This window comes from Neobacillus niacini NBRC 15566, from assembly GCF_001591505.1.
In the GTDB taxonomy this organism is placed as follows: domain Bacteria; phylum Bacillota; class Bacilli; order Bacillales; family Cytobacillaceae; genus Neobacillus; species Neobacillus niacini.
In genome coordinates, this window is sequence record NZ_BCVA01000024.1 from 61563 (window position 1) to 86186 (window position 24624).

Annotated in this window: 23 protein-coding genes, 1 tRNA gene and 1 other annotated feature (1 of these 25 cut by a window edge); of the genes, 18 read left to right on the forward strand and 6 right to left on the reverse strand. The window is 38.3% G+C overall.

Annotation, left to right across the window (positions count from 1 at the left end; translation table 11 throughout):
* Window positions 1-173, reverse strand: a binding site (T-box leader); it reaches 37 nt to the left of the window's first position.
* Between the two features lie 255 nt (window positions 174-428).
* Together BANA01_RS17210 and thrB are read left to right on the forward strand one after the other, a co-directional pair.
* The gene (locus tag BANA01_RS17210) at window positions 429-1724 is read left to right on the forward strand and encodes a homoserine dehydrogenase (protein WP_063254097.1); all 1296 of its coding nucleotides are present in this window, start codon (window positions 429-431) and stop codon (window positions 1722-1724) included.
* 30 nt (window positions 1725-1754) lie between these two features.
* Entirely contained in the window at window positions 1755-2678 is a 924-nt protein-coding gene (gene thrB / locus BANA01_RS17215) for a homoserine kinase (protein ID WP_063254098.1), read from the forward strand.
* 39 nt (window positions 2679-2717) lie between these two features.
* On the opposite strand, the gene BANA01_RS29960 is transcribed toward thrB, so the two are convergent.
* Window positions 2718-2861 (reverse strand): hypothetical protein, encoded by a 144-nt coding sequence (locus tag BANA01_RS29960; protein WP_169803711.1) that lies wholly within the window; start codon window positions 2859-2861, stop codon window positions 2718-2720.
* 144 nt (window positions 2862-3005) lie between these two features.
* Here BANA01_RS29960 and BANA01_RS17220 point away from each other — a divergent pair, with 144 nt between their 5' ends.
* The 14 genes from BANA01_RS17220 (at window position 3006) to BANA01_RS17285 (ending at window position 18303) form a co-directional block, all read left to right on the forward strand.
* Window positions 3006-3755 carry a glucose 1-dehydrogenase gene (locus tag BANA01_RS17220; protein ID WP_063254100.1) on the forward strand — a complete coding sequence of 250 codons (750 nt, stop codon included), beginning with the start codon at window positions 3006-3008 and terminating at the stop codon, window positions 3753-3755.
* Window positions 3756-3852: 97 nt separating this feature from the next.
* A complete protein-coding gene (locus tag BANA01_RS17225; protein ID WP_063254101.1) occupies window positions 3853-7104 on the forward strand; it encodes a winged helix-turn-helix domain-containing protein in 3252 nt (1083 codons plus the stop codon).
* Window positions 7105-7290: 186 nt separating this feature from the next.
* Window positions 7291-8472 (forward strand): substrate-binding domain-containing protein, encoded by a 1182-nt coding sequence (locus tag BANA01_RS17230; RefSeq protein WP_063254119.1) that lies wholly within the window; start codon window positions 7291-7293, stop codon window positions 8470-8472.
* Between the two features lie 88 nt (window positions 8473-8560).
* Entirely contained in the window at window positions 8561-9334 is a 774-nt protein-coding gene (locus tag BANA01_RS17235; RefSeq protein ID WP_063254102.1) for an ABC transporter ATP-binding protein, read from the forward strand.
* On the forward strand, window positions 9312-10019 hold the full coding sequence (locus tag BANA01_RS17240) for an ABC transporter ATP-binding protein (RefSeq protein WP_063254104.1): 708 nt from the start codon (window positions 9312-9314) through the stop codon (window positions 10017-10019). The genes BANA01_RS17235 and BANA01_RS17240 overlap by 23 nt, the downstream gene beginning before the upstream one ends.
* Window positions 10020-10037: 18 nt before the next feature.
* A complete protein-coding gene (locus BANA01_RS17245; RefSeq protein ID WP_063254105.1) occupies window positions 10038-10898 on the forward strand; it encodes a branched-chain amino acid ABC transporter permease in 861 nt (286 codons plus the stop codon).
* A gap of 4 nt (window positions 10899-10902) precedes the next feature.
* Entirely contained in the window at window positions 10903-11901 is a 999-nt protein-coding gene (locus tag BANA01_RS17250; RefSeq protein WP_063254106.1) for a branched-chain amino acid ABC transporter permease, read from the forward strand.
* 11 nt (window positions 11902-11912) lie between these two features.
* Window positions 11913-12092, forward strand: a complete 180-nt coding sequence (locus BANA01_RS17255; RefSeq protein ID WP_063254107.1) for a hypothetical protein — start codon at window positions 11913-11915, stop codon at window positions 12090-12092.
* 17 nt (window positions 12093-12109) lie between these two features.
* On the forward strand, window positions 12110-13123 hold the full coding sequence (locus BANA01_RS17260; RefSeq protein ID WP_063254108.1) for a 3-oxoacyl-ACP synthase: 1014 nt from the start codon (window positions 12110-12112) through the stop codon (window positions 13121-13123).
* Entirely contained in the window at window positions 13123-14025 is a 903-nt protein-coding gene (gene phaZ / locus BANA01_RS17265; protein ID WP_174524433.1) for an intracellular short-chain-length polyhydroxyalkanoate depolymerase, read from the forward strand. The genes BANA01_RS17260 and phaZ overlap by 1 nt, the downstream gene beginning before the upstream one ends.
* Window positions 14022-14762 carry a 3-oxoacyl-ACP reductase FabG gene (gene fabG / locus BANA01_RS17270; protein ID WP_063254110.1) on the forward strand — a complete coding sequence of 247 codons (741 nt, stop codon included), beginning with the start codon at window positions 14022-14024 and terminating at the stop codon, window positions 14760-14762. Before phaZ ends, fabG begins: the two co-directional genes overlap by 4 nt.
* Before the next feature lie 115 nt (window positions 14763-14877).
* Entirely contained in the window at window positions 14878-16377 is a 1500-nt protein-coding gene (locus BANA01_RS17275) for an acyl-CoA synthetase (protein ID WP_063254111.1), read from the forward strand.
* Window positions 16378-16791: 414 nt separating this feature from the next.
* Window positions 16792-17151 carry a spore coat protein gene (locus tag BANA01_RS17280; protein WP_063254112.1) on the forward strand — a complete coding sequence of 120 codons (360 nt, stop codon included), beginning with the start codon at window positions 16792-16794 and terminating at the stop codon, window positions 17149-17151.
* 15 nt (window positions 17152-17166) lie between these two features.
* Complete coding sequence (locus BANA01_RS17285) at window positions 17167-18303, forward strand: zinc-dependent alcohol dehydrogenase (protein WP_063254113.1); 1137 nt, start codon at window positions 17167-17169, stop codon at window positions 18301-18303.
* Window positions 18304-18352: 49 nt separating this feature from the next.
* Here BANA01_RS17285 and BANA01_RS17290 read toward each other — a convergent pair whose 3' ends face one another.
* Complete coding sequence (locus BANA01_RS17290; RefSeq protein WP_063254114.1) at window positions 18353-19246, reverse strand: selenium metabolism-associated LysR family transcriptional regulator; 894 nt, start codon at window positions 19244-19246, stop codon at window positions 18353-18355.
* A 125-nt stretch (window positions 19247-19371) separates the two neighbouring features.
* Between BANA01_RS17290 and BANA01_RS17295 the strand changes: the two genes are divergently transcribed.
* Both BANA01_RS17295 and BANA01_RS17300 read left to right on the forward strand, forming a co-directional pair.
* On the forward strand, window positions 19372-19611 hold the full coding sequence (locus tag BANA01_RS17295) for a sulfurtransferase TusA family protein (RefSeq protein ID WP_063254115.1): 240 nt from the start codon (window positions 19372-19374) through the stop codon (window positions 19609-19611).
* Window positions 19612-19730: 119 nt separating this feature from the next.
* Entirely contained in the window at window positions 19731-21086 is a 1356-nt protein-coding gene (locus BANA01_RS17300; RefSeq protein ID WP_063254116.1) for a DEAD/DEAH box helicase, read from the forward strand.
* 38 nt (window positions 21087-21124) lie between these two features.
* Here BANA01_RS17300 and BANA01_RS17305 read toward each other — a convergent pair whose 3' ends face one another.
* From BANA01_RS17305 to BANA01_RS17320, 4 genes are all read right to left on the reverse strand, one after another.
* Window positions 21125-22657, reverse strand: coding sequence for a solute symporter family protein (locus tag BANA01_RS17305; protein ID WP_063254117.1), 1533 nt, complete (start codon window positions 22655-22657; stop codon window positions 21125-21127).
* Entirely contained in the window at window positions 22654-22983 is a 330-nt protein-coding gene (locus tag BANA01_RS17310) for a DUF485 domain-containing protein (protein ID WP_063254118.1), read from the reverse strand. The genes BANA01_RS17305 and BANA01_RS17310 overlap by 4 nt, the downstream gene beginning before the upstream one ends.
* Window positions 22984-23288: 305 nt before the next feature.
* A tRNA-Ala gene (locus BANA01_RS17315) sits at window positions 23289-23361 on the reverse strand.
* Between the two features lie 71 nt (window positions 23362-23432).
* Window positions 23433-24128, reverse strand: a complete 696-nt coding sequence (locus BANA01_RS17320) for an MgtC/SapB family protein (protein ID WP_034676492.1) — start codon at window positions 24126-24128, stop codon at window positions 23433-23435.
* Between the last annotated feature and the right edge of the window lie 496 nt (window positions 24129-24624).

Sequence of the window (24624 nt, forward strand, 5' to 3'; positions counted from 1 at the left end):
CTGCAAATCGTTATGCAGCCTCCATAGGTTAACGGGGGATCCCGGGCATTCCTACTAAAATTTCAGTCTGCCAGTTCAGAAGGGCTGGGCAAGTTTAAGAAATTGCACCGGTTCACAGCTGCCACCGGCTCTCTGAAGCATTCTCTTAATGCCGTCTTCATCATTACATTTAATTTAGATTACCTGAATTTAAAGAATATTCTACATGGATACCTTTGCGATTGTAAAGGGTAAAATAAATAATTTTTTGAGTATTCAAATTAAAAAATTTTTTGAAAAAAGGAAGACCAATACTAGCATGGAGGTAAGCGATTACATTGAATTTTTAAAAAAATTAGTCTATTGTAAATATATTAAGAGAATAATATAATGTCTACTATATAAAGACAATTGTGCGTATGCGATAGACAGATCAGGAGGGACTATTTATGAAAGCAATCCAAATTGGGTTACTCGGTTTAGGAACAGTTGGTTCAGGGGTTGTAAAAATTATCAAAAATCACCAAGATAAATTAATGCACCAGGTTGGTTGTCCTGTTGTCATCAAAAAAATCCTGGTCCAAAATATACATAAAGAAAGACCGGCTGAAGTGGATCCAGCGTTGTTAACATCTACCCCATCTGATATCCTGCATGATCCTGAGATAGATGTTGTGATTGAAGTAATGGGCGGAGTCAACGAAACAAAGGATTATTTGCTTGGTGCACTCCGTCAAGGCAAGCATGTTGTAACAGCAAACAAAGATTTAATGGCTCTTCATGGATCAGAATTGTTGTCTGTTGCTTCTGAAAATGGCTGTGATTTATTTTATGAAGCCAGTGTAGCCGGTGGTATTCCAATCTTAAGAGGTTTAGTTGATGGTCTTGCTTCTGATCGTATTACCCAAATGATGGGGATTGTAAATGGAACCACTAATTATATTTTAACAAAAATGACCCAAGATGGTAGTGCATATGAAGATGTTCTTAAAGAAGCCCAAGGGCTTGGGTTCGCGGAGTCCGATCCAACTTCCGATGTAGAAGGATTGGATGCGGCCCGAAAAATGACAATATTAGCCACTTTAGGCTTTTCGATGCATATAGATCTTGATGATGTAAAGGTATCTGGAATATCTACTGTAACAGAAGAAGATCTTCGGTATGGAAAACAGTTAGGCTATACAATGAAACTGTTAGGATACGCTCACCGAGAAGGGGAAAAAGTAGAGGTAAGTGTTCAACCTACCTTCTTGTCCGACAACCATCCATTGGCTTCGGTTCAAAACGAGTATAACGCTGTTTATGTGTACGGCGAGGCTGTTGGTGAAACCATGTTTTATGGACCAGGTGCAGGAAGCCTGCCAACTGCAACGGCAGTGGTCTCAGATTTAGTAGGAGTAATGAAAAATCTACGACTTGGAGTAAATGGACGCAGTGCGGTTACACCACAGTTCCCTAAGCGCTTAAAGGATGATAATGAAAAGTACTCTAAATACTTCTTACGAATCCATGTACAGGATGAGGTGGGTGTATTTGCTGAACTTACTTCCATTTTTGCGAAATACGGTGTCAGCTTTGAAAAAATATTACAGCTTCCAGTAAAGAAAAACGAAACATCTGAAATTGTCTTGGTTACACATAAAGCGTCACTTACAAATTATGATGCCATCCTGTATGAATTAAACGATTTACAAGCGGTAAAAGAAATAAAAAGTGCGTATAGAGTAGTGAGAAAATCATTATGAGATGGCCGGGTTTAAAGGAGTTGTCATACAATGACTCAAAATAATGATAAGTTTATTATTACAGTTCCAGCAAGCTCTGCAAATCTTGGCCCTGGCTTTGATTCAATCGGTGTTGCCCTGAATCTATATTTAACTTTAGAAGTAGAGAAAAGTGAAAAATGGGAATGTAATTCCACATCAGAGGAGTTAAAGGATCTCCCGGCAGATGAACAGAATTTTATCTGCCAAATTGCCTTACAAACAGCAGCGAAATATGGCAGAGATTTACACCCGTGTAAAATAAAAGTTGAAAGTGATATTCCGTTGGCACGCGGACTTGGTTCAAGTGCTTCAGCTATTATTGCAGGCATTGAGCTTGCTGATTATGTTGGTGAGTTAGGGTTAACAAAAGAAGAAAAGTTATTACTCTCCACAGAAATAGAGGGTCATCCAGATAACGTTGGGGCATCATTATATGGAGGCCTTATCATTGGCTGTTATCAGCAAGGCCAGGTGGATGTTCTTCCTATCGCATCTATTTCGTTTGAAATGGTTGCTGTAATTCCGAGAGAAAGCTTATTAACGAAAGATTCCCGTGGTGTCTTACCAACAGAATTTTCGTATTCAAATACTATTCAAGCTTCCTCTACTGCCAATGTTTTAGTTGCAGCACTTCTTAGTCAAAACTGGGAGATGGCAGGTAAAATGATGGAAATGGACCTATTCCACCAGCCTTATCGGAAACCGTTGATTCCTTTTTACAATGCTGTTGAAGATTTTGCTAAATCTGAGGGTGCATTTGGTGTTGCCTTAAGTGGTGCTGGTCCAACCGTTTTATGTTTTTGTGAAGAAGGAAAAGGACGATTACTGAAGCAATCCATTCAATCAAAGTTTCCTGACATGACAGCTAAACTGCTTAGTATCGACTATACAGGCAGCAACATTACTAAAGTGAATAATTGTGCAACTAATTAGGGCCGAAATAGAATCGGCCCTTTATTTTCGTAATAAATACTACCCTTTTACCCCTTGCAGCCACTCCTGATAACATTCATGACAAAGGATCTCATCTCTTTCAGTACTAGAACGAAAAAATGTAACATAATGATGTTGTTTTTCCTCGATTTCATTTACACAATAGAAACATTTGTCCTGCATAATTCCTTCCTCCTTTTCTTAGAGGTTTTCTTATTTTTTCTTGAAATTTATTTTTATTACGTAGAAAAAATTTCCACATTATTTTCAAGTAAACTGCGAAATAAGTTAAACTACAGTTAAAAGTGATTGAAGAGGTGGTTTCTAATGAGTTTTAAAAATAAGGTAGTAATTGTAACTGGTGCAGCAAAAGGGATTGGCAGAGTCATCGCAGCTGCTTATGCTGAAAAAGGGGCAAAGGTTTTGTTGGCAGATGTGGATGAAACTGCTGGAAAACAGTCGGAAGTGGAACTTAAACAAATGGGAACTGAAGTACTTTACGTGAAAACAGACGTTAGGAAAGAAAATGATATTATTCACCTAATGAAAACTGCAAAAAACACATTCGGTGGGTTAGATGTCCTAATTAATAATGCTGGTAAAGGGTTATTTAAATCGTTGTATGATGTGACGGTTGAAGAATGGGATGATATCATCCAAACCAATTTGAGAAGTGTTTTCCTATGTTCACGGGAGGCAGCGAGGTATATGCGTGAAAATCAAGAGGGGGGAGCCATTGTAAACATTGCTTCGACGCGGGCACTCATGTCTGAACCAAACTCAGAGGGATATGCAGCTACTAAGGGAGGAATTGTTGGTATCACGCATGCTCTAGCCTCATCTCTTAGCGATGATTTAATAACCGTAAATGCGATTTCACCTGGTTGGATTCACACAGGGGACTACTCAGAATTAACAGACATTGATCATAATCAGCATTTTTCTAAACGCGTTGGGAAGCCCGATGATATTGCAAGAGCATGTATGTATTTAACAGCAAGAGAAAATAATTTTGTAACGGGGATTAATCTAGTCGTTGATGGCGGTATGACGAAAAAAATGATTTATGAAGAATAAGATTTCTTGGCTATTAAAAAACCTAGTTCTGCCACGGAGCTTTATTATATGATAAAATAGTGTAAAAATTGGAAATATTAGAAAGGAGGATAAATAAATGAAGCTGCCTATTATTCAAACAAAACTGCGAATCCCTGTTATTAAAGACGAATTTATTAGACGGGCTAAGCTTACTAGGAAAATGAAGAAAATACCTGAGTATCCTTTAACCATTATTCATTCGGGTGCTGGTTTTGGAAAAAGTACGGCATTGGCTTTATTTATGAGGGATGAAAAAATCCCAGGCTGCTGGTACTCCATTTCATCAATGGACGACGACATCCTTCCATTCCTTTCCTATATCATTCATTCGATTAGAGGGGTGGTTCCTGAATTTGGTCAGGAAATTGAAAAGTATATTGAAACAATAGACCGGTACATACGGGAAGAAGATTTGAGTTATCTATGCACCTTGTTTATAAATGAAATCCTTGATGCTAATTCTGATATTACTTTGATTTTGGACGACTATCATCAAATTGAGCATTCCTATACGATTAACAGTTGGATTGAAAAATTACTACAGCATATACCTGCTAATTTACACTTAGTGATTTCAAGCCGCAGCCGACCTGGCTGGAAGCATTTAACGAAAATGAAAGTTAACGGGCAGCTATTCGAAATGACACGGGAAGATTTAGTTCTCACGCTAGAAGAAACAGAATTATTATTATCAGACCTTTATGGGCTGGAAATTGAGCCTGCTCACTTACAAAATATCTATCAAATAACAGAAGGATGGATTATTGCATCGTGTATGATAGCGCAGCAAATTCCACTTACTGGAGATATCACTGCACACTTTGAACATTCTACCTACTCACTTCAGGACTTATTCGACTACTTAGTAATGGAAGTCTTCTCAAAACAACCGCCAGTCATTCAGCAATTTTTGGAGCAAACTTCAATCCTAGATGTTATGGAAGAAGAGCTTTGCGATGAAGTAATTGGAATTCATGGAGCTTCTAATATGCTCGAGCAATTAAAAGAAAGAAATTTGTTCATCCAGAAGATTGGATTAAAGCATTACCGCTACCATGCACTTTTTAAAGAATTTTTAGAAAACGCTTTCTTAAAAAATAACCCCGCTGCTTACTCTGCCCTCCATGAGAAATGTGCCAGATTCTATGAAAAAAGATTACTATGGGAAGAGGCTCTTTACCACTATAAAAAGATTAGTCATTATAAAGCAATTGCCTCCATTTTACAGGACAATGGTATTACAATGCTTGAGGGCGGGAAGCTAAAAAGCTTGTCTGATCAATTACTGCTGATTCCTTTAAAAGAGTTCGACACCTATTATTTTCTCTGGTTTTTAAAAGCAGAGGTCCTAAGGTACCGCTCCCAATATCAAGAGGCAGAGAAATGCTATGATAAAACCTATTTAGAGGCCGAGAAGAGAAAAGATTTTCTTGGAATGAGTAAGGCATTAGAAGGAAAAGCAAAGATTTATTTAGATACCATTCAGCCTCATCAAGCCGAAAGATTATTATATGATGCTATTGAAGCAAGAGAAAAAAGCAGTAGTCCAGAAGTAGAAAAGGCAAAGCTGTATTATTTACTTTCTGAAAATCTTTTGAATGCTGGAAAATCGACTAACGCTGAAAAATGGCTGCAAAAAGCAATAGAATCTAGTCCCTCCATAGTAGATGGAAATATTGAAGCAAGATTGTATCTAAGAACAGGTCGGTTTGAAGAGGCCAAAAAGGTTCTTTACAATCAAAAAGAAGAATTATCAGGTAAAAGTGGTAACGCTCTTCCGAAGTCACATAGAGAAACCGATTTGTTATTGTCTCTAATTGAATCCTTTACGGGAGAAGGAATGAATGCCAAGGATTTAGCACAGGCAGGCATACAACAAGGTATTAGTTTAAAAGCACCATTTGTGGAGGCCTGCGGCTGGATTCGGATGGGGCATGCGGTCCAAATTCTTAATAAATATGATTCTGATTTAGCCGAAAAGTGCTACCATACGGCTTTGGAAATTATGGATACGCTGAATGTAGAAAGGGGTAAAGCTGAACCATTAATGGGACTTTGTATCCTGTATGGAACTAGGGGAGAATACGAGCGTGCAATAGAGGCAGGGAAAAGAGCATTATTGGAGACTGAAAAAGTACAGGATATCTGGCTTTCCGCACTTATTAGCCTTTGTATGGGGATTACATGTATTTATAACGAAAGAGGAAAAAAAGGACTGGATTACTTAGAAAAAACAAGAGCATTATTTTATCAATGCGAGGATACGTTTGGACAAATGTTATCCGGTTTCTGGCTTGCCTATATTTACTTTTTAGAAAAAGATGAAGATTTGTTTAGACACACAATCGATAAGTTTTTATATATGATTCAAACCTATGAATTTGAGTTCTTTTTTCATAAGGTATCAGTATTTGGTCCAAGGGATTTACAGATGATCGTACCTATGTTAATTAAGTGTGCAAAAGGGAATATTCAAAGCTCATATGCTATAAAAATCCTTCAGGATATGGGGATTACTGGGGGATTGGATTCCCATCCTGGATATTCGATCAGAGTTCAAACACTAGGACAATTTAAAGTTTGGCTTGGAGAAAAGGAAGTCGGAGAAAAAGATTGGCAGCGTGAAAAAGGCAAGGAATTGTTTCAGCTCTTTATAACCGTGAACGAACTGATGACGAAAGAAGAGATACTCCAAATTCTTTGGCCGAATCAAGATACAAAAAATGCAGACCGTGATTTTAAAGTTGCATTAAATAGTCTTCATCATGTTCTAGAGCCAATGCGTAAGGCAAGGGCAGCCCCCTTTTTTATTATAAGAGAAGGAATGTTTTATGGATTAAATCCTCATGCGAAAATTGAATTAGATACTATTCAATTTCAAGTATTGATTCAAACAGGGCTAAATGAAGCATCCCAAGAAAAAGGGATTACCCTTTTGGAAAAAGGGTTAAAACTTTATCAAGGGGAATACCTGCCAGACAGAAGATATGATGATTGGTGTATAAGTAAACGTGAGAGTATGCTGGTTTATTTCTTACGAGCTGCTGAAAAAATAGCTCAAATCATGGTCCGGCAAGAAAAATATGACCATGCTATTTATTGGTGTGAAAAAATACTTAAGCGCGACCGCACCTGGGAAGAAGCCTATCGATTGTTAATGTATTGCTATTACCGGAAAAACAACCGTCCACAGGCAATGAAATGGTATCAAAAGTGTAAAGTCGTTCTAGAAGAAGAATTAGGAGTATCTCCTCTCGAACCAACGAAACAAATGCACGATATGATTCTCGAATCAGAAAAATATTTAGATCAAATCGAACAGCCTTAATGAAGGGCTGTTTTTTTTCTTGTCTTTCCATAAGGTCATTTCAGTTTTTCCTTGTAACTTCTCTGTAACTCTACTTTTTTACTATTAACTCAAAGCTTGAATGATTTTATTTTTAAAAAATAAGGGGGAAAAGAAGTGAAGTTATTTCGTGGAAAAGGAGTTTTAGCAGCATTTCTTATTTTTATCATGATTTTTGCTACTGCATGCAGTTCAGACAAAACGGAAGGAGATACAAAGGGGAGTGGAGAAAAGGCTGAGAGTAAGGAGCCGATTAAAATTGGGGTTCTTGCTTCTACAACTGGTGCTTTAGAATCTTACGGGAAACAAACATTAAGGGGTTTTGAACTTGGACTTGAATATGCAACGGAAGGAACAATGGAGGTTGAAGGTAGAAAGATTGAGTTTGTTGTAGAAGATACAGAAACAAAACCAGAAGTTGCTGTTCAAAAAGCAACCAAGCTTTTGGAAGAAGATAAAGTGGACTTTTTAGTAGGATCATCCAGCTCTGCAGATACATTAGCTGTTTTGCCGCTGGCAGAAGAATATCAAAAGATTATGATTGTAGAACCAGCAGCAGCTGATAGTATTACAGGCTCTGAGTTCAATAAGTATATTTTCCGCTCTGCGCGAAATTCTTCTCAGGACGCAGTAGCGGGTGCCGCAGCAATTGCTGGTAAAGGTGTAAAAATAGCTACCCTGGCTCCAGATTATTCTTTCGGACGTGATGGAGTAGCAGCCTTTAAAGAAGCGGCTGAAAAACTTGGTGCAGATATTGTATTAGAAGAATATGCCGATCCAGCAGCAACTGACTTTACATCCAACATTCAAAAAATTATTGATGCAAAGCCAGATTATTTATTTGTTGTTTGGGCGGGTGCTAATTCTCCTTGGAAACAAATTTCTGATATGAAGGTTCAAGATAAAGGAATCAAAATTTCTACAGGTGCACCTGACATTGCAGCTTTAGCTACAATGGAGCCGCTTGTTGGTATGGAAGGATTTACTGTTTATTATCATGATCTTCCTCAAAATAAAATTAATGATTGGTTAGTAACTGAACATAAGAAGCGTTTTAACGGAGATGTCCCTGACTTATTTACACCAGGTGGTATGAGTGCAGCCATTTCAATCGTGGAAGCGTTAAAGAAAACAAAAGGAGACGCAGATGCCGATAAACTTATAGAGACAATGGAAGGCATGAGCTTTGAAACTCCAAAAGGAAAAATGACCTATCGCAAAGAAGATCATCAGGCCCTTCAAGCACTCTATGCCATTAAACTTGAAAAGAAAGATGGCGTACCATACCCAGTCCCTGTGTTAATGCGAGAATTAACTCCAGAAGAAACCGCACCTCCAGTACGTAATTAAAAAGGTGTTCGTATAAAAATATGAGGGTTCGACCTGATTTTTGGTCACCCTCTTCCTTATTTCTATCTACTTGATCGGTGGTGAAAGCGTGACAACTTTAATTGAAACAGATAATTTATCGATAACCTTTGGTGGACATACAGCTGTTGATTCTGTCAGCATTTCTGTTCCTGAAAAACACTTTAAATCCATCATTGGTCCAAATGGTGCTGGAAAAACAACATTCTTTAATCTTCTAAGCGGGCAGTTAACACCTACGAATGGAAATATTTATTTTCGTGGAAAGGATATCACGAAACTTTCCTCGACAAAGCGAACGAGAGAAGGAATTGGGCGCTCTTTTCAAATTACAAATGTATTTCCTAATTTAACGGTACTGGAAAATGTAAGGCTGGCAGTTCAGTCCAAAGCCGGCGTTCGCTATCAGATGTTATGGCATTATAAAAAATACCATGAATTTGAACAAAAGGCGCTTGATTGGCTAAGGCTCGTGCTGTTAGACGATAAAGTGGACTCACTGGCGAGCAATTTGGCGCATGGTGAAAAAAGAAAGCTAGAAATGGCTATGCTCCTTGCGCTTGAAACCGAGGTACTATTACTAGATGAACCAACTGCAGGTATGTCTTTAGAAGATGTTCCTGCCATATTAGAAGTGATTAGAAGAATAAAGGAACAAGGGAATCGAACAATCATATTAATTGAGCACAAAATGGATATGATATTAGATTTATCAGACTCTGTAATGGTGCTATTTAACGGCAGACTGTTGGCAGACGGAACACCTGAAGAAATTATGAAAAATGAAACCGTCCAATCTGCCTATTTGGGAGGTATCAGCGATGAGCGAGCTGCTGAAGCTTAATCAGATTGAGACGCATATTGGACAATATCATATTTTACAAGGCGTATCGGTTGAAGTGAAAAAAGGTGAGGTTACGGTTCTTCTTGGTAGAAATGGCGCAGGAAAAACAACAACATTACGGACGATCATGGGGCTAAATCCAGCTTCAAAGGGAAGCATTGTCTATAAAGGTGAAGCCATCCAATCGTTGCCAACGTATACCATCGCCAAAAAGGGAATTGGATATGTTCCAGAAGACCAAGGGATTTTTGCAGGATTGACAGTCGAAGAAAATATGAAAGTAGCCATTCAAAAAGAAAACGAAGAAACCCATAAACGGCTTGACTATATATTAACTCTATTTCCTGATTTAAAAAAGTTCTGGAAAAAGCCTGGGGGCTTACTGAGCGGCGGCCAAAAACAAATGCTTTCAATCGCCAGAGCCTATGTGAATGAAAATGAACTGTTATTAATCGATGAACCTAGTAAAGGATTGGCACCAATAGTTGTTGAGAAAGTAATGGAGTCTATTATGCAAATGAAGGAACAAACCACTATTGTCTTGGTTGAACAAAATTTTTATATGGCTAGCACAATCGGTGATTGTTTTTACATTATTGATGATGGAAGAAGTGTTAGCAATGGTTTAATGAAGCAGTTAAAAGAAGATGAGGAAATGAAACGAAAGTATTTAGGAATTGCTTAGGAAAGGAGGAAAGTTTGAATGGAGCTACTATTCAATTTGACATTAAACGGATTGGCAACAGGCATGCTGATCTTCCTATTGGCTGCAGGCTTAACGCTTATCTTTGGATTGATGGATGTACTTAACTTTGCTCATGGCGGATTGTTTGCCTGGGGTGCCTACAGTGGCATCTGGATATATACTACTACGGGAAGCTTTGTAATCGGTATTATTGGTGCCATTCTAGCAGGTTTTATACTGGGGATGATTACTGAAAAGTGGATTATCAAACCCGTTTATGGAAACCATATTCAGCAAATTTTAATTACGCTTGGCCTCATGTTGGTTTTATCTGAGATGCTTAAAGTAATTTGGGGACCTAACCAATTGACGGCTAATCCTCCAAAGTATTTACAAGGCAGCTGGGAAATTGGCAATATGATTATCATTAAATATCGAGTATTCATCATAGCAGTAGGATTACTGGTTTTTGCTGGTGTGCAATTCTTACTCAAAAAGACAAAAATTGGTTTGGTGGTCCGGGCAGGGGTTATGAATAAGGAAATGGTGCAGGCATTGGGAATAAATATTAAAAAGATATTTATGTTTGTATTTATGATTGGTTCTGGAATGGCCGCACTGGGAGGAGTTCTTTTCGGACCATACTCTGGCGTTATTCATGCTGGAATGGGTATGGAATTTGCGATATTAGCCTTTATCGTCGTTGTTATTGGCGGGATGGGGAATTTCACAGGGTCTGTTATGGCAGCCATTTTAGTTGGACTGTCTGGTTCGTTCATGGCTTATTATGTACCGGAATTATCATTAGCAGTAAATATGCTTTTAATGGCTGTTGTCTTGATTGTAAAGCCACAGGGATTATTTGGCGGGAAGGGGTGAGAGGATGAAATGGATTATTAATAATCGAGTGAATGCTATTTATGTCATCATTGCTGCTTTTCTGTTGCTCTTGCCTTTTGTCTATGAATCTAGAAATATGTTAATCCTGTTGACTCAAATTTTTGTGTTTGCCATCCTAGCGATGAGTTATGACTTATTATTAGGTTTTACCGGAATTGTTTCTTTTGGTCATGCGATGTTTTTTGGTATCGGGGCCTATTCAATTGGGATATTCATGAAGCGTTTTGAACCTACGATGCTTCATTTTCTTTATGCGGTACTTGCAACCATTCTCATTACTGCGATTGTAAGTTTTATTGTAGGTTTGCTTACTCTCCGTTTGAAAAGCCATTTTTACGCGATGTTAACAATGGCGTTAGCAGGATTATTTTTAGTATTAGCGGAAAAATGGAGGACATTAACGTTCGGAAATGATGGGTTTACTTTCCGCGTTCCAGAAGTTTTTATTGACCGGACTAACTTTTACATCATTTGTTTACTCTCCATGATAGCTGTATTTATGATCCTAAAACGTTTCACCAACTCCCCGCTTGGGAGAGTCTTGCAGGCAATTCGAGAAAATGAACAACGAACCGAATCACTAGGTTATCAAGTACTACATTATAAGATTGCAGCAAGTGTTGTTGCAGGGGTATTAGCAGGAATAGCGGGTATCTTTTATGCAATGTCACTCCGATATGTGAATACGAGTGTATTTACAATGGATATCACCTTAGATGCTTTATTAATGACCATTATTGGTGGTGTAGGGACCTTAGTGGGCGCCATTATTGGTGCAGGTTTAATCGAATTTGCTCATGATGGGTTAACTGAACTGGCAAAAGAGCACTGGATTTTTGAACGTTGGATTATATTCTTTGGCATTATTTATATTCTAGTTGTCATTTTCTTCCCTCTTGGTATCGTGGGGACACTAAAAAAATTCACCTGGAAACGAAGAAAACAGGAATCTGCTAAGAATAAAGAAAATTTAGCAGGGTAGGGGGAGGCTAAATGGAGTCTTTACAAATTGCATCCTTTGTCGTTCGTTTTCAATTAGCTGCAGTGGAAAAAGAGACGGGCAGAAAACAATGGAGAATTAAAGTTACCCATGTTCAAGAAGATCGGGAAACATTATTTGAGACAATTGAAGAAGCTACTGCATATATGAAGTCAATGGTAGAAGACTCATAGTTGAGGAGGTGAGGGTTATGAGGATTGGTATTGTTAGTACAGGTCTCTACCTTCCAGATGAATTTATGACAGGTAAAGAGATCGCGGAAATAGCAGGTATCCCCACACATGTTGTCGAAGAAAAGATGGGGATAAAGAAGAAACATGTACCAGGACCTGCTGATCATACTTGTGAAATGGGGATAATTGCTGCTAAGCAGGCGATTGAAAGAGCAAGTATAGACCCGTTGGAAATTGATGTTGTCATTTATATTGGCGAGGAGCATAAGGAATATCCGCTTTGGACAGCTGGAATCAAACTTCAGGAAGCAATCGGAGCCTTAAATGCATGGGCATTTGATGTGGCCTTACGATGTGGAACGACCGTTATGGCGCTTAAAGTGGCAAAAAGCTTGATGATGGCAGATTCAACAATTAACACCGTCTTGCTGGCAGGAGGATACCGAAATGTGGATTTCATCGACTACCAGAACCCACGTACTCGTTTTATGTATAACCTAAGTGCAGGCGGCGGGGCGATTCTGTTGAAAAAAGACCATAACGAGAACATCTTGTTAGAAACGGAACTTGTAACGGACGGTTCCTTTTCAGAAGATGTGGTGGTCGTTTCTGGCGGTACAAAACATCCCATCACAAAAGAAGCTATCGAGCAGCGCTTAAATATGCTGGATGTCCTTGACCCAGAGGGAATGAAACGGCGTTTAGAACAAAAATCAATGGATAATTTTATTAAAGTAATCAAAGAATCCGTCAGTAAGAGTGGTTATAAAGACGAAGATATTTCATATATTGCCATGCTTCACATGAAAAAGTCTGCACATGAATATGTATTAAAAGAATTAGGATTATCCCCGGAGCAATCGATTTATCTTGAGGACTACGGACATATCGGTCAAATTGATCAGATTTTATCATTAGAGCTTGCACTAAAAGAGGGGAAGGTAAAAGAAGGGGACCTAGTCGTTTTCGTTAGTGCCGGGATTGGATATGCATGGGGAGCCACTGCAATAAAATGGGGGAAGGTGAGATAATGGCGAATGTAGGAATAAAAGAGGTACAGTTAACAAATGGGGAAACGATTGCCTATCGTGAGCGGGAAGGCGGAGAAAAAAAGGTTTTACTCATTCACGGTAATATGACTTCTTCTAAACATTGGGACCTTATACTGGATAATATGCCTGAAGAATATAAGTTATATGCCTTGGATTTACGCGGGTTTGGTTTATCAAGCTACAATAAACCTATCACATCCATTAAAGATTTTTCAGATGATGTTAAGCTCTTCGTGGATGAGATTGACTTAAAGGATTTCGCGATTGTTGGCTGGTCCACTGGCGGTGCTGTCGCCATGCAATTTGCTGCTGATTACCAAGGATATTGCAATAAGCTGATATTGCTAGCCTCAGAATCTACCAGGGGCTATCCATTTGACGGAAAACTTAGTGAGAATGATGTACCTCGAAGATTTTCATCCTATGAGGATATTAAACGCGATTTAATTAGAACCTTACCTGTTCAGGCAGCCTATGACACAAATAACGTTGAATTATTGAAACTGATATGGAACGCTGTCATCTATACAAAAAATCAGCCGGCTCCAGACCTTTATGATGAGTATGTTCAGGATATGAGAACCCAGCGAAACTTAGCAGAGGTCCATCATTCTAACAATACTTTTAATATTAGTCATCATCATAATGGGCTTGTAGAAGGAAACGGACTAGTGGATAACATCAATGTACCTGTTCTAGTGTTAAGAGGAGAACGTGATTTCGTGGTTACTGCTGAGATGACGAAAGAATTGGTAGAGGATTTAGGACCAAAAGCAAAATTCGTTGAGTTAAAAGATTGTGGTCATTCACCACTTATTGACGACTTACCGCAATTATTAAAAGAGGTTACTAAATTCCTAAATACTGAGGTGTTCAAATGAGATTAACAGATAAAGTGGCCATCATAACTGGAGCAGCTAACGGTATTGGATACACTGCAGCGGAGACTTTTGCTAAAGAAGGCGCAAAGGTTGCCATGGCAGACTTTAATGTGGAACAAGGAGAAAAAAGGGCACAGGAATTAAGAAAAAAGGGCTATGAAGTGACTTTTTTTCAGGTAAATGTTGCAGAGCGTTCAAATGTGGATGAAATGGTTGAAAAAGTCAGAGAAACATACGGCAACATCAGTATCCTTATCAATAATGCGGGGATCACAAAAGATGCCATGCTTTCTAAATTAAGTGCCGAGGATTTCAAAGCAGTTGTGGATGTTAATCTTACAGGGGTATTTCACTGTACACAGGCTGTTTTACCATCAATGCTTGAAAATGGAAAAGGAAAGATCATTAATACATCTTCCGTTTCAGGTGTGTATGGCAATATCGGTCAAACGAATTATGCAGCGACTAAAGCTGGTGTTGTTGGTATGACGAAAACATGGGCCAAAGAGCTGGGGCGTAAAGGAATAAATGTGAATGCGGTGGCACCTGGTTTTATCGAAACGGGAATGACTGCAAAAGTTCCCGAAAAAATATTAGACCAAATGAAACAAATGGTACCTTTAGCAAGATTGGGGAAGCCAGAAGATATCGCAAACGCCTACCTGTTTCTAGCATCAGATGAATCAAACTATGTAAACGGAACAGTCCTTCATGTAGACGGCGGAATCATGATGTAACCAAAAACGACCTTTTCATGGGTCGTTTTTGTTTTTTTTTTATTATTCATGTAACTTTGATGTAACTACTTTTCAGTAAGATGTTTTCATCTAGTTGTGAAGGAGCGATTGTGGTGTGAGGTGGGAACTCGATTGGCTGGAAAATAGAGCAAGACTATCCCCAAATAAACATGCAGTAATTCTAGAAAATAACAATATCAAATGGACTTATAAACAATTAAATAATCGTTCATCCGCAGTGGCGGGCTGGTTAAAAAGTCAAGGGGTGAAAAAAGGTGATCGAATAGCACTATTGTCGCCAAATGACATTTGTTATTTTGATTTGCTCTTCGCCTGTGGGAAAATTGGTGCCATTTTTGTCCCGTTAAATTGGCGTCTGTCAGTCCATGAATTACATGAAATCTTGTTGGATTGTACACCTGTATTGCTTGGGGTTCACCAAAAGTTCGAGGAAATGTTTATCTCGTTAGAAACTGCTATACCTCAATCTTTTTATGTTGGGGGTGCAAATTACGATGAGATCGTGAATTCAGTAAATTTCCAACCATTTACCGAAGGTATATCCGACCATGAACCATTGGCAATGATCTATACTGGAGGAACGACAGGAAAACCAAAAGGAGTCGTATTAAGTCACCAATCCATTCAATGGAATGCGATTAATACCATTCTAAGTTGGAACTTGACCGAAGAGGACGTCACCATCAACTATATGCCGATGTTTCATACAGGCGGGCTAAATGCTCTATCTTTGCCAATCTTAATGAATGGTGGAACAGTGGTAATAGGTGATCAATACACAGGACAAAAGGTGGTCCACTCAATCAAACGATACAACTGCACGATTATACTCCTTGTGCCAACCATGTACCATCTACTCATTCAAACAGAGGAGTTCCAGAAAAGTGATTTTCCGTCTATGAAAATCTTCTTGTCAGGTGCGGCACCTTGTCCATTACAAGTATACGAGGCCTTTCAAAAAAAAGGATTAGCTTTTAAAGAAGGGTATGGTCTAACGGAAGCGGGTCCTAATAATTTCTTTATAAATCATGAAGAAGCGCAAATGAAACGCGGTTCAGTAGGAAAGCCTATGTTATTTAATGCAATAAAACTTGTAAAAGAAAATGGTCAGGAAGCAAAAGTAAACGAAGTCGGAGAAATTTTAATAAAAGGAAAACATTCTTTTTCACATTATTGGAATAATGAACTCGCAACCTTGGAAACGAAAAAAGAGGGCTGGGTTCGTACCGGAGACTTAGCAAAGAAGGATGAGGATGGATTCCATTATATTGTTGGCAGAAAAAAAGATATGATCATCACAGGGGGGGAAAATGTCTATCCTCTAGAGATTGAACATTGGGTAGCTGCACACCCTGGCGTTGATGAAGTGGCGGTAATAGGACTGCCCGATGAAAAATGGGGGGAACTTGTTACGGCTTTTATCGTACCTAAACATTCTCATCATATTTCCGAAGACGACCTGTTCAATTATTGTGAAAAAAAATTAGGAAGATACAAAATCCCAAAGAAGTTCATCCAACTAAATGAACTTCCGAAAACACATGTCGGAAAGATCGATAAAATGAAGCTAAAAGAATTCAACAATCAAACATAAAAGGAGAACCCCCGTGGTTCTCCTTAGGCTGTCGAGAAAGATATTTCTCGACATTTTTATATTTCCAGCACCTCTGCATTGACCCAAATCTTTTTTTATGACATGCCTCGGTCACTCGGCACCCTAATTTGAAAATAATAGATGCTTAGATTTTCCTTATGGCCTGAAGAGAACCCCTGTGGTTCTCCTTTTCATCATTTCTGGGCGAGTTTTAGAGCAGTTTCGCTAACATTCAAATCAACTTGAAGTTGTTCACTCAAGTTATGTGGATGCAAAATTAATGCAGGGAATCTGTTTCGATAATGAGTTAAAAGCACTGATGGAAAAGGACGTACAGCATTCTATTAAAGATATCAATGAAATCGTAAGCTTTTACAAGAAAAGCCAATTGCTACAATAAGTGAGGTGGAAAGTATGGAGGATTATTTGGATCCAAGAAACGCTGAAGGTATGCCAAGTCTGGCTGATTCTGCCTTCGCTATGGATTTTTTATTAACTGTAAAAAATGGTTTTCGCAACTATGGTTTTGCCATTACAGAGACGGCAAATCCAGAACTTAGAAGAATATTTCATAAGCAAATGGAATCAGCCATCGATTTGCATACAGAAATTGCTGATTTAATGATTAAGAAAGGCTGGCTGCATCCGCATAACTTTAAAGAGCAGTATCCCGTCGATATGAAGGCTGCAGAGACAGCAGTACAGATTGCACAACTAAACCTTTACCCTAACGATACTGATCGTCAGGGCATGTTTGCAACACCAAACCAATAAAAGGAGGGGAATGAGATGAAGGCAGTTACATATCAAGGAATAAAGAATGTAGAGGTTAGAGAAGTAAAAGATCCGAGTATTAAAAATTCAGATGATATTATTGTTAAGGTTACTTCCTCAGCCATTTGCGGATCTGATTTACATTTGATTCATGCAATGATTCCGAATTTGCCAACAGACTATGTAATCGGACATGAGCCTATGGGGATTGTCGAGGCGGTGGGACCTGAGGTAACGAAATTAAAAAAAGGGGATCGAGTCATCATCCCGTTTAACGTAAGCTGCGGTCATTGCTGGTATTGTACCCACGACCTAACCAGTCAATGTGACAATGGCAATCCTCATGGTCAAGGAAGCGGCTTTTTCGGCTATTCGGAAACAACTGGCGGTTATGCTGGCGGGCAGGCGGAGTATATGAGGGTTCCTTTTGGAAATTTCACGCCATTTAAAATACCGGAAAATTGTGAAGTAGAAGACGAGAAACTTGTCCTGCTTGCTGACGCGGCGCCGACTGCCTATTGGAGTGTTGACCATGCCGGGGTAAAGCCTGACGACACCGTAATCGTATTAGGGTTCGGCCCAGTAGGATTGCTTGCACAAAAGTTTGCCTGGTTAAAAGGTGCGAAAAGAGTCATTGCTGTTGATTATATTAGTTATCGTCTGCAGCATGCAAAACGCACAAACAAAGTGGAAATTGTTAATTTCGAGGACCATGAAAATGTGGGTGATTATTTGCTAGAAATTACCCAGGGTGGAGCAGACATTGTAATCGACGCAGTCGGAATGGATGGGAAAATGACACCGATGGAGTTTTTAGCAACGGGAATGAAGCTTCATGGAGGTGCAATGGGAGCTATTGTGATTGCCAGCCAAGCAGTTAGAAAAGGTGGAACGATACAACTAACAGGTGTTTACGGAGGAAGATATAATGCATTTCCACTAGGTGACCTCTTTCAACGTAACATTGATCTTAAAACAGGACAGGCTCCAGTTATTCCTTATATGTCATATCTCTATGACATGATTAACCAAAGAAAGATTGATATTAGTGACATCATTACCCATGTATTACCGCTAGAGCAGGCAAAACATGGATATGAAGTGTTTGATACAAAGACGGAAGATTGTATAAAAGTAATTCTTAAACCGTAAACAAAAAAGCGGCTGGGATATTTCCAGCCTTTTCTGTCTGTTTTTTTACCTAAACTGGTTTAATAAGCTCATGTGCACTCTCAATAAACAATTTGGATATCATTGATTGTGTTTTTTGAAGGTTATAAACTAAATAGAAATATCGTTCCTCATCAAATTCATTAATATGATGAATCATTAATAAATTTTTATCATAGTATTCTCTTGCTGCCATTTCCGAAATAATTGCAATACCGATATTTTGGAGTACAAACTGAATCAGACTTTGTCCATTTTCTGTATACGCAACAATATTCATTCGATCCTTTGATATTTTATTTTTCTTCAGAAATTTCTCAATTAGTGAGTTGGTTCCCGAGTCAGAGTTTCTCATGATAAATGGGTGATTTAGAAGGTCTTGAATAAACACAGGACCAACAATGTTTGATTTCTTTGATGTGATAAGCACTAAGTTTTCCTTCAGTAAAGGAATATAGCATAGCTTATCATTTTCGTATTTTTCACCTAGTATCCCGAAATCAACAGAGCCATTTAAGACCTTATCAGCTACGTTTTTTGATGAAGCTTGATTTATATGAAATGTTGCATTTGGATATTGTTCTCTAAATTGCTTTACCATTTTTGGAATCATAAATTGCCCGGGAACGGAACTCGCGCCAATTCGAATCATTCCTCTAAGATCTGTCGCTCCCCCCTTTAAGTCCACCATCGCCTGATCTTTAAGTAATAATAGTTTTAAAGCCCATTGATACAAGCGTTCGCCGGATGGTGTAAGAATGATTTCTCTCCCAACCCGATCAAATAGACTTACATTCAACGTTCTTTCTAATGCTTGAATATGTGAACTAACGGTGGATTGACTTAAAAATATATCTTCAGCAGCTTTTGAGAAGCTTTTATGCTCAACTACTTTCGTAAATACAAACAATTGGTGTAAATCCATGGGTTATTCCCCCTTTTACTATTTAAAATACCGATTTAAAACCATTGATAGAATAGATAAATTGAATTTATCTCATCATATCATTTTTTTATAATGAAAGTAATACTATGACAGGAGCTGAATGGATGTCACTCCAATTTGTACCAGACCTTATCTATGACGCAGGTAAAACAGGATATGAAGAACTTGTTAGTAAACTTTCCTCCACAATGAAGAATTTGAATAAGGGACATATACTCGAAATCATATCCACTGAACCAGGTTTAAAAGAAAAACTTCCCTCCTGGTGCAAAATCGAAACACATCTATTGCTAGACCGGAAAGACTTCGGTGAAAGCAGTTATTACTATATTGAAAAACGCTAAAAGACCTTTCTTTGGATAAGGTCTTTTTTGCTTTTAAAAAAGAATAATTGCTATTTCATTGTTAAACACTCAATATTAATAAGACACAATTTTGTTAGAGAGAGAAAGTAGGGATTTTTTTGCCTGATTTTAAAACACTCGGTATTTCTGAGCCAATTGTAAATAAATTAAGAAGTTATGGTGTTGCCCAACCTACACCAATCCAAGAAAAATCAATACCAATTGTAATGGATGGAAAGGATGTCATTGCCCAAGCCCAAACAGGGACAGGAAAGACATATGCTTTCATACTGCCAATTCTAGAAAAAATAAATCCGCAGGCTTCACATGTACAAGCTCTAGTTGTTACACCGACTAGAGAATTAGCTTTGCAAATTACAGATGAATTTCAAAAGTTAACGGATGATAATCCAGGAGTCGATGTACTTGCTGTTTATGGAGGACAAGATGTTGATAAACAGTTAAGAAAGTTAAAGAAAAATGTTCAGATTGTAGTTGGCACTCCAGGACGGCTCTTAGACCACATTGGCAGAGGGACCATTCAATTATCAGATGTTTCTTTTCTAGTTCTTGATGAAGCAGACCAAATGCTTCACATTGGTTTTTTGAATGAAGTGGTCGATATTATCAGTGAAACACCTAATAATCGGCAAACCATGCTTTTTTCTGCTACTATGCCAGAAGAAATAAGAACTTTAGCTAATAAGCACATGCGTAACCCACAATATATCCAAGTTGAAAAAACTCAAGGTCCTGCTGAAAATGTTAAGTTGATTGCCATTCATACCATTGATAGGGCTAAGCAGGCAACACTAATAAGTTTGGTTGAAACACATCGACCTTATTTAGCGGTTATTTTCTGTAGAACAAAGAGAAGAGTTTCAAAGTTATATGAAGTTTTAAGATCCCATAAGTTTTTGTGTGATGAGCTGCACGGTGATCTATCACAAGCTAAACGAGAGCAAGTGATGAAACGATTCAGGGATGGGGAAATTCAATTACTGATCGCTACTGATGTCGCAGCAAGGGGGCTGGATGTTGAAGGGGTAACACACGTATTTAACTATGACATCCCGCAGGATTCCGAAAGCTTTGTCCATCGAATTGGAAGAACCGGAAGAGCAGGTACAAAGGGAGTGGCGATTACTTTATACTCATCAGATGATCGACCTACCTTAGATTTGATCGAAAAAGAACTAAATATTACGATTCAGAAACAAAACATCGGTAACACTGGAATAAATCAAAAAGATAACCAAGAATCATCCAAGCCAACAACTTCTCATGGAAATAAAGGTAAAAAACATAGAGCTGCCAGTTCTACTAGGAGGGATAGTAAGCCCAAAGCTTCGTCTAGGAATAGTGGAAATTCCAAAGATACAAAGAGCAGGCAAACTACATCCAATCTGGCAAGTGGCAAAAGGGATAAGAACAGAAGCACCACTGGATCAGCGAGGAATAAACGAAGTAAATAAAAACAAGGGACTGGATGTATATTCAGTCCCTTGTTTGATTATTGTCCAATCCCTAAATTTGATTTAACTAAAACTTCATCGTATTTCTTCAAGTCAGCTTTTTGGCTGGAGAGTTTCGTTCCTAGGTATCCTGCAAGAAACCCTAATGGTATAGATACAATACCTGGTGTTGTATACGGGAAAAGCGGGTTCCCTACGAAAATGGCCTTTCCAACTTCAGGACTGAAAACATTAGGGCTGATGATGACAAGTCCAATTGCTGAAATAAGTCCAACCGACATGGCCCAAATGGCTCCTGTAGTATTAAAACGTTTCCAGTAAATAGTATAAATTATAACCGGTAAATTTGCGCTTGCAGCTACAGCGAATGCCAGTGACACTAGGAAGGCAACATTAAGTGTTTGAGCACCTAAAGCTAGAATAATGGAAAGCACAGACACACCAATTGCGGCCCAACGTGCCATACTAACCTGTTGTTTTTCTGTAGCTTTTCCTTTTTTAAGAATTTCGTTGTAGAAATCATGCGCAAAAGCCGATGCTGCTGTTAGAACAAGACCAGCTACGACGGCAAGGATTGTAGCAAATGCCACTGCCGAAATAAACGCAAACAGCATATTCCCGCCAAGTGCCTGTGCCAAAAGCGGAGCTGCCATATTTCCAGCTGCATTTGCAGCCACGATATCAGTTGTTCCAACAAATGCAGCAGCACCAAAGCCAAGAAAAATGGTCATCACGTAAAATATCCCAATGATCCAAGTTGCATATACAACTGAACTTCGAGCGGTCTTTGCATCTTTAACCGTAAAGAAACGTACAAGAATATGAGGAAGTCCAGCGGTCCCTAAAACTAGTCCCATATTTAATGAAAGGGTGTCTATACCATCCTTGTATTTTACCCCTGGATTTAAGAACGCTTCTTTTAACGGAGTCGCTGTTTTCATTTGATCAAACATATCCGTTATACTAAAGTTAAATTTAGCAAAAACAACAATCGAAATTAAGAAGGTACCTCCCATCAAAAGGACAGCTTTAATAATTTGAACCCAGCTTGTTGCATGCATACCTCCAAAAATTACGTAAACCGTCATTAATACCCCAACAATTAAAACAGATGTAGTATATTCCAAACCTAATAACAACTTAATAAGTGCACCAGCTCCAACAAGCTGAGCAATCATATAAAAGATAGAAATGGTTATGGTGTTCATGGCAGCAAAGCCACGAACCTTTTTGGCATCAAAGCGCGCTGCGATCATATCAGCGAATGTATATTTTCCTAGATTACGCAGAGGTTCTGCCACCAAATATAAAACAACTAAATATGCCACTAAAAACCCAATACTATAAAAGAATCCATCAAATCCTGTTAAGGCCACCGCGCCGGCAATACCTAGAAAAGAGGCAGCAGACATATAATCACCTGCAATGGCCAATCCATTTTGCCAGCCAGTAAGACCACCACCTGCAGTGTAAAACTCACTTGCGTTTTTTGTACGTTTCGAAGCGTAATATGTAATTACTAGAGTTAGGAATACAATACCAAGAAACATTGTAAAAGCTGCAGTATTCATTCGTTTGTTCCCCCTTCACTTATGACCTTTTCTGCTAAATCGTCAAATTTCGCTGCTTTTTTGGAGTAAAGCATACACAATCCCCATGTCATAACGAATTGGAGAAACGCAAAAACCCATGCCCATGAAATACTGCCTATAAAATTGTTATTTAATATAGTTGAATAGGAAGTTAAAATCGGTAATGCGAAATAGAAACAAAAGAAGAAGATCGTGATAGGAATGATAAATTTTTTCTTTTCGGAGAGTAATTTTTGGAAAGAAGATGATTGGACGATAGAACTGTAATCGCTTTCAGAATTTCTTGTAAGTTTTCGTGCCTCCATTGGAAGCTCCCCCTCTCATTTTAAAAAATTTCAAATAAACTAGGAAAAAGGATAAAGCTGATTGTGCGTGAATAGGATTCCTGATCTCCCCTCCTTGATAATTAATTTTTCTAAATATTCATTTTTTTGTTACGTAAATTATTATAGGAGCAGAGTAATGAATCAAGCAATAGGAAAAATTTCATTTTTTTGGAAAAAACCCTTGTGAATATATGGATAGTAAATCCTATTAGGGGATAACACCAAGCGTGGACGTATAGGATGATAAAAAGAAAAAAACCTTTGCAGCGCAAAGGTTTTTTAGATGGAGACTATCGGGATCGAACCGACGACCTCTTGCATGCCATGCAAGCGCTCTCCCAGCTGAGCTAAGCCCCCGTATATGATACAAGAAAAATTATATCTTTCTCATACCATTCTTGCAAGAGTATTTTTCAATTTTTTCATTATTAACCCATACTTTCTATTTCCACCTTTTGAACTCCGTCTAGATTGGAAACAGAATCATAGACTTCCGTGGTTTTTTCACGGTAATCTACTGCAACTAAAATTTGAACCAGATGGTCACCATTGTCTAAATCCTTGATACGAATCCGCCGAATAATATATTTTCTCTCCATTAAAAATGAAATGGCATTTTCAATTTGGATTTTATCTCTGATAAATAATTGAAGACTTATTTCTTTTTCACGTAATTGTTTTGGACCAATAAATTTCATAACGTAAGGGACTAATTCGACACTTATGATGAGTAAGGCAACACCGACAAAGGCTTCAATAAAGAAACCAGCGCCAACAGCAATTCCTATTCCGGCTGCACCCCATATCATCGCAGCTGTTGTTAATCCTGAAATACTATCATTTCCCCTTCTAAGGATTACACCTGCACCTAGAAAGCCAATCCCGGAAACGATTTGTGCAGCTAAACGGAGAGGATCCATTGTAATTCTTACATGGTCAGAATCAGGAAACATATAAGCTGACTCAATTGAGACAATAGTTAGCAGGCAACTCACGACAGAAATGACAAGACTTGTTTTAAGTCCTACTGGTTTTCGCTTTAATTCACGTTCTAGTCCAATAATCAGTCCCAAAACAGCTGAGATACCGAGCTTTACTAAAATATCGTAATCAATATTCTCCATTGGCTTCACGTCCATTACTAATAGGTTTAAAATCAAAAGGTAAACAGTCATTACTATTATACGACATCCCCGCTATGTTAAAAAAAGAAAAACTTCCTATTACAAAAATAACAGTGGATAAAATAGTGTTACAGACTCCCGTATAGTTAACTTTGGGCCTTCTCTAATTACATATACATGAAACGCTGATTTTATGAGTCGATCTCCAAGTTGACTTATATTTAGTTTTTAGATATTCTTTTCCTCTCTAAATCAGCTAAAGTGAATTGTTGTTTATTTCAGCTGAAATACATTGAAAGAAAAAAACTTTATAAATTATATTGCAAACATTTTTGTAACATGATATATTAAATCTCGTCCTCACCGAGAGGGTCACACAACAAAAAAAGTTTTTTAAAAAGTTGTTGACATCGAATTGAGGAATATGTTAAATTAAAGAGGTCGCTTTTGAGCCGCTTAAACAGGACGAGCTCATTAATGATTTTAAAAATTGCTC

Coding starts and splice junctions, on each gene's coding strand:
- BANA01_RS17210 (WP_063254097.1), top strand. CDS start 429: ATGAAAGCAATCCAAATTGGGTTACTCGGTTTAGGAACAGTTGGTTCA.
- thrB (WP_063254098.1), top strand. CDS start 1,755: ATGACTCAAAATAATGATAAGTTTATTATTACAGTTCCAGCAAGCTCT.
- BANA01_RS29960 (WP_169803711.1), bottom strand. CDS start 2,861: ATGCAGGACAAATGTTTCTATTGTGTAAATGAAATCGAGGAAAAACAA.
- BANA01_RS17220 (WP_063254100.1), top strand. CDS start 3,006: ATGAGTTTTAAAAATAAGGTAGTAATTGTAACTGGTGCAGCAAAAGGG.
- BANA01_RS17225 (WP_063254101.1), top strand. CDS start 3,853: ATGAAGCTGCCTATTATTCAAACAAAACTGCGAATCCCTGTTATTAAA.
- BANA01_RS17230 (WP_063254119.1), top strand. CDS start 7,291: ATGATTTTTGCTACTGCATGCAGTTCAGACAAAACGGAAGGAGATACA.
- BANA01_RS17240 (WP_063254104.1), top strand. CDS start 9,312: ATGAGCGAGCTGCTGAAGCTTAATCAGATTGAGACGCATATTGGACAA.
- BANA01_RS17245 (WP_063254105.1), top strand. CDS start 10,038: ATGGAGCTACTATTCAATTTGACATTAAACGGATTGGCAACAGGCATG.
- BANA01_RS17250 (WP_063254106.1), top strand. CDS start 10,903: ATGAAATGGATTATTAATAATCGAGTGAATGCTATTTATGTCATCATT.
- BANA01_RS17255 (WP_063254107.1), top strand. CDS start 11,913: ATGGAGTCTTTACAAATTGCATCCTTTGTCGTTCGTTTTCAATTAGCT.
- BANA01_RS17260 (WP_063254108.1), top strand. CDS start 12,110: ATGAGGATTGGTATTGTTAGTACAGGTCTCTACCTTCCAGATGAATTT.
- phaZ (WP_174524433.1), top strand. CDS start 13,123: ATGGCGAATGTAGGAATAAAAGAGGTACAGTTAACAAATGGGGAAACG.
- fabG (WP_063254110.1), top strand. CDS start 14,022: ATGAGATTAACAGATAAAGTGGCCATCATAACTGGAGCAGCTAACGGT.
- BANA01_RS17280 (WP_063254112.1), top strand. CDS start 16,792: ATGGAGGATTATTTGGATCCAAGAAACGCTGAAGGTATGCCAAGTCTG.
- BANA01_RS17285 (WP_063254113.1), top strand. CDS start 17,167: ATGAAGGCAGTTACATATCAAGGAATAAAGAATGTAGAGGTTAGAGAA.
- BANA01_RS17290 (WP_063254114.1), bottom strand. CDS start 19,246: ATGGATTTACACCAATTGTTTGTATTTACGAAAGTAGTTGAGCATAAA.
- BANA01_RS17295 (WP_063254115.1), top strand. CDS start 19,372: ATGTCACTCCAATTTGTACCAGACCTTATCTATGACGCAGGTAAAACA.
- BANA01_RS17305 (WP_063254117.1), bottom strand. CDS start 22,657: ATGAATACTGCAGCTTTTACAATGTTTCTTGGTATTGTATTCCTAACT.
- BANA01_RS17310 (WP_063254118.1), bottom strand. CDS start 22,983: ATGGAGGCACGAAAACTTACAAGAAATTCTGAAAGCGATTACAGTTCT.
- BANA01_RS17320 (WP_034676492.1), bottom strand. CDS start 24,128: ATGGAGAATATTGATTACGATATTTTAGTAAAGCTCGGTATCTCAGCT.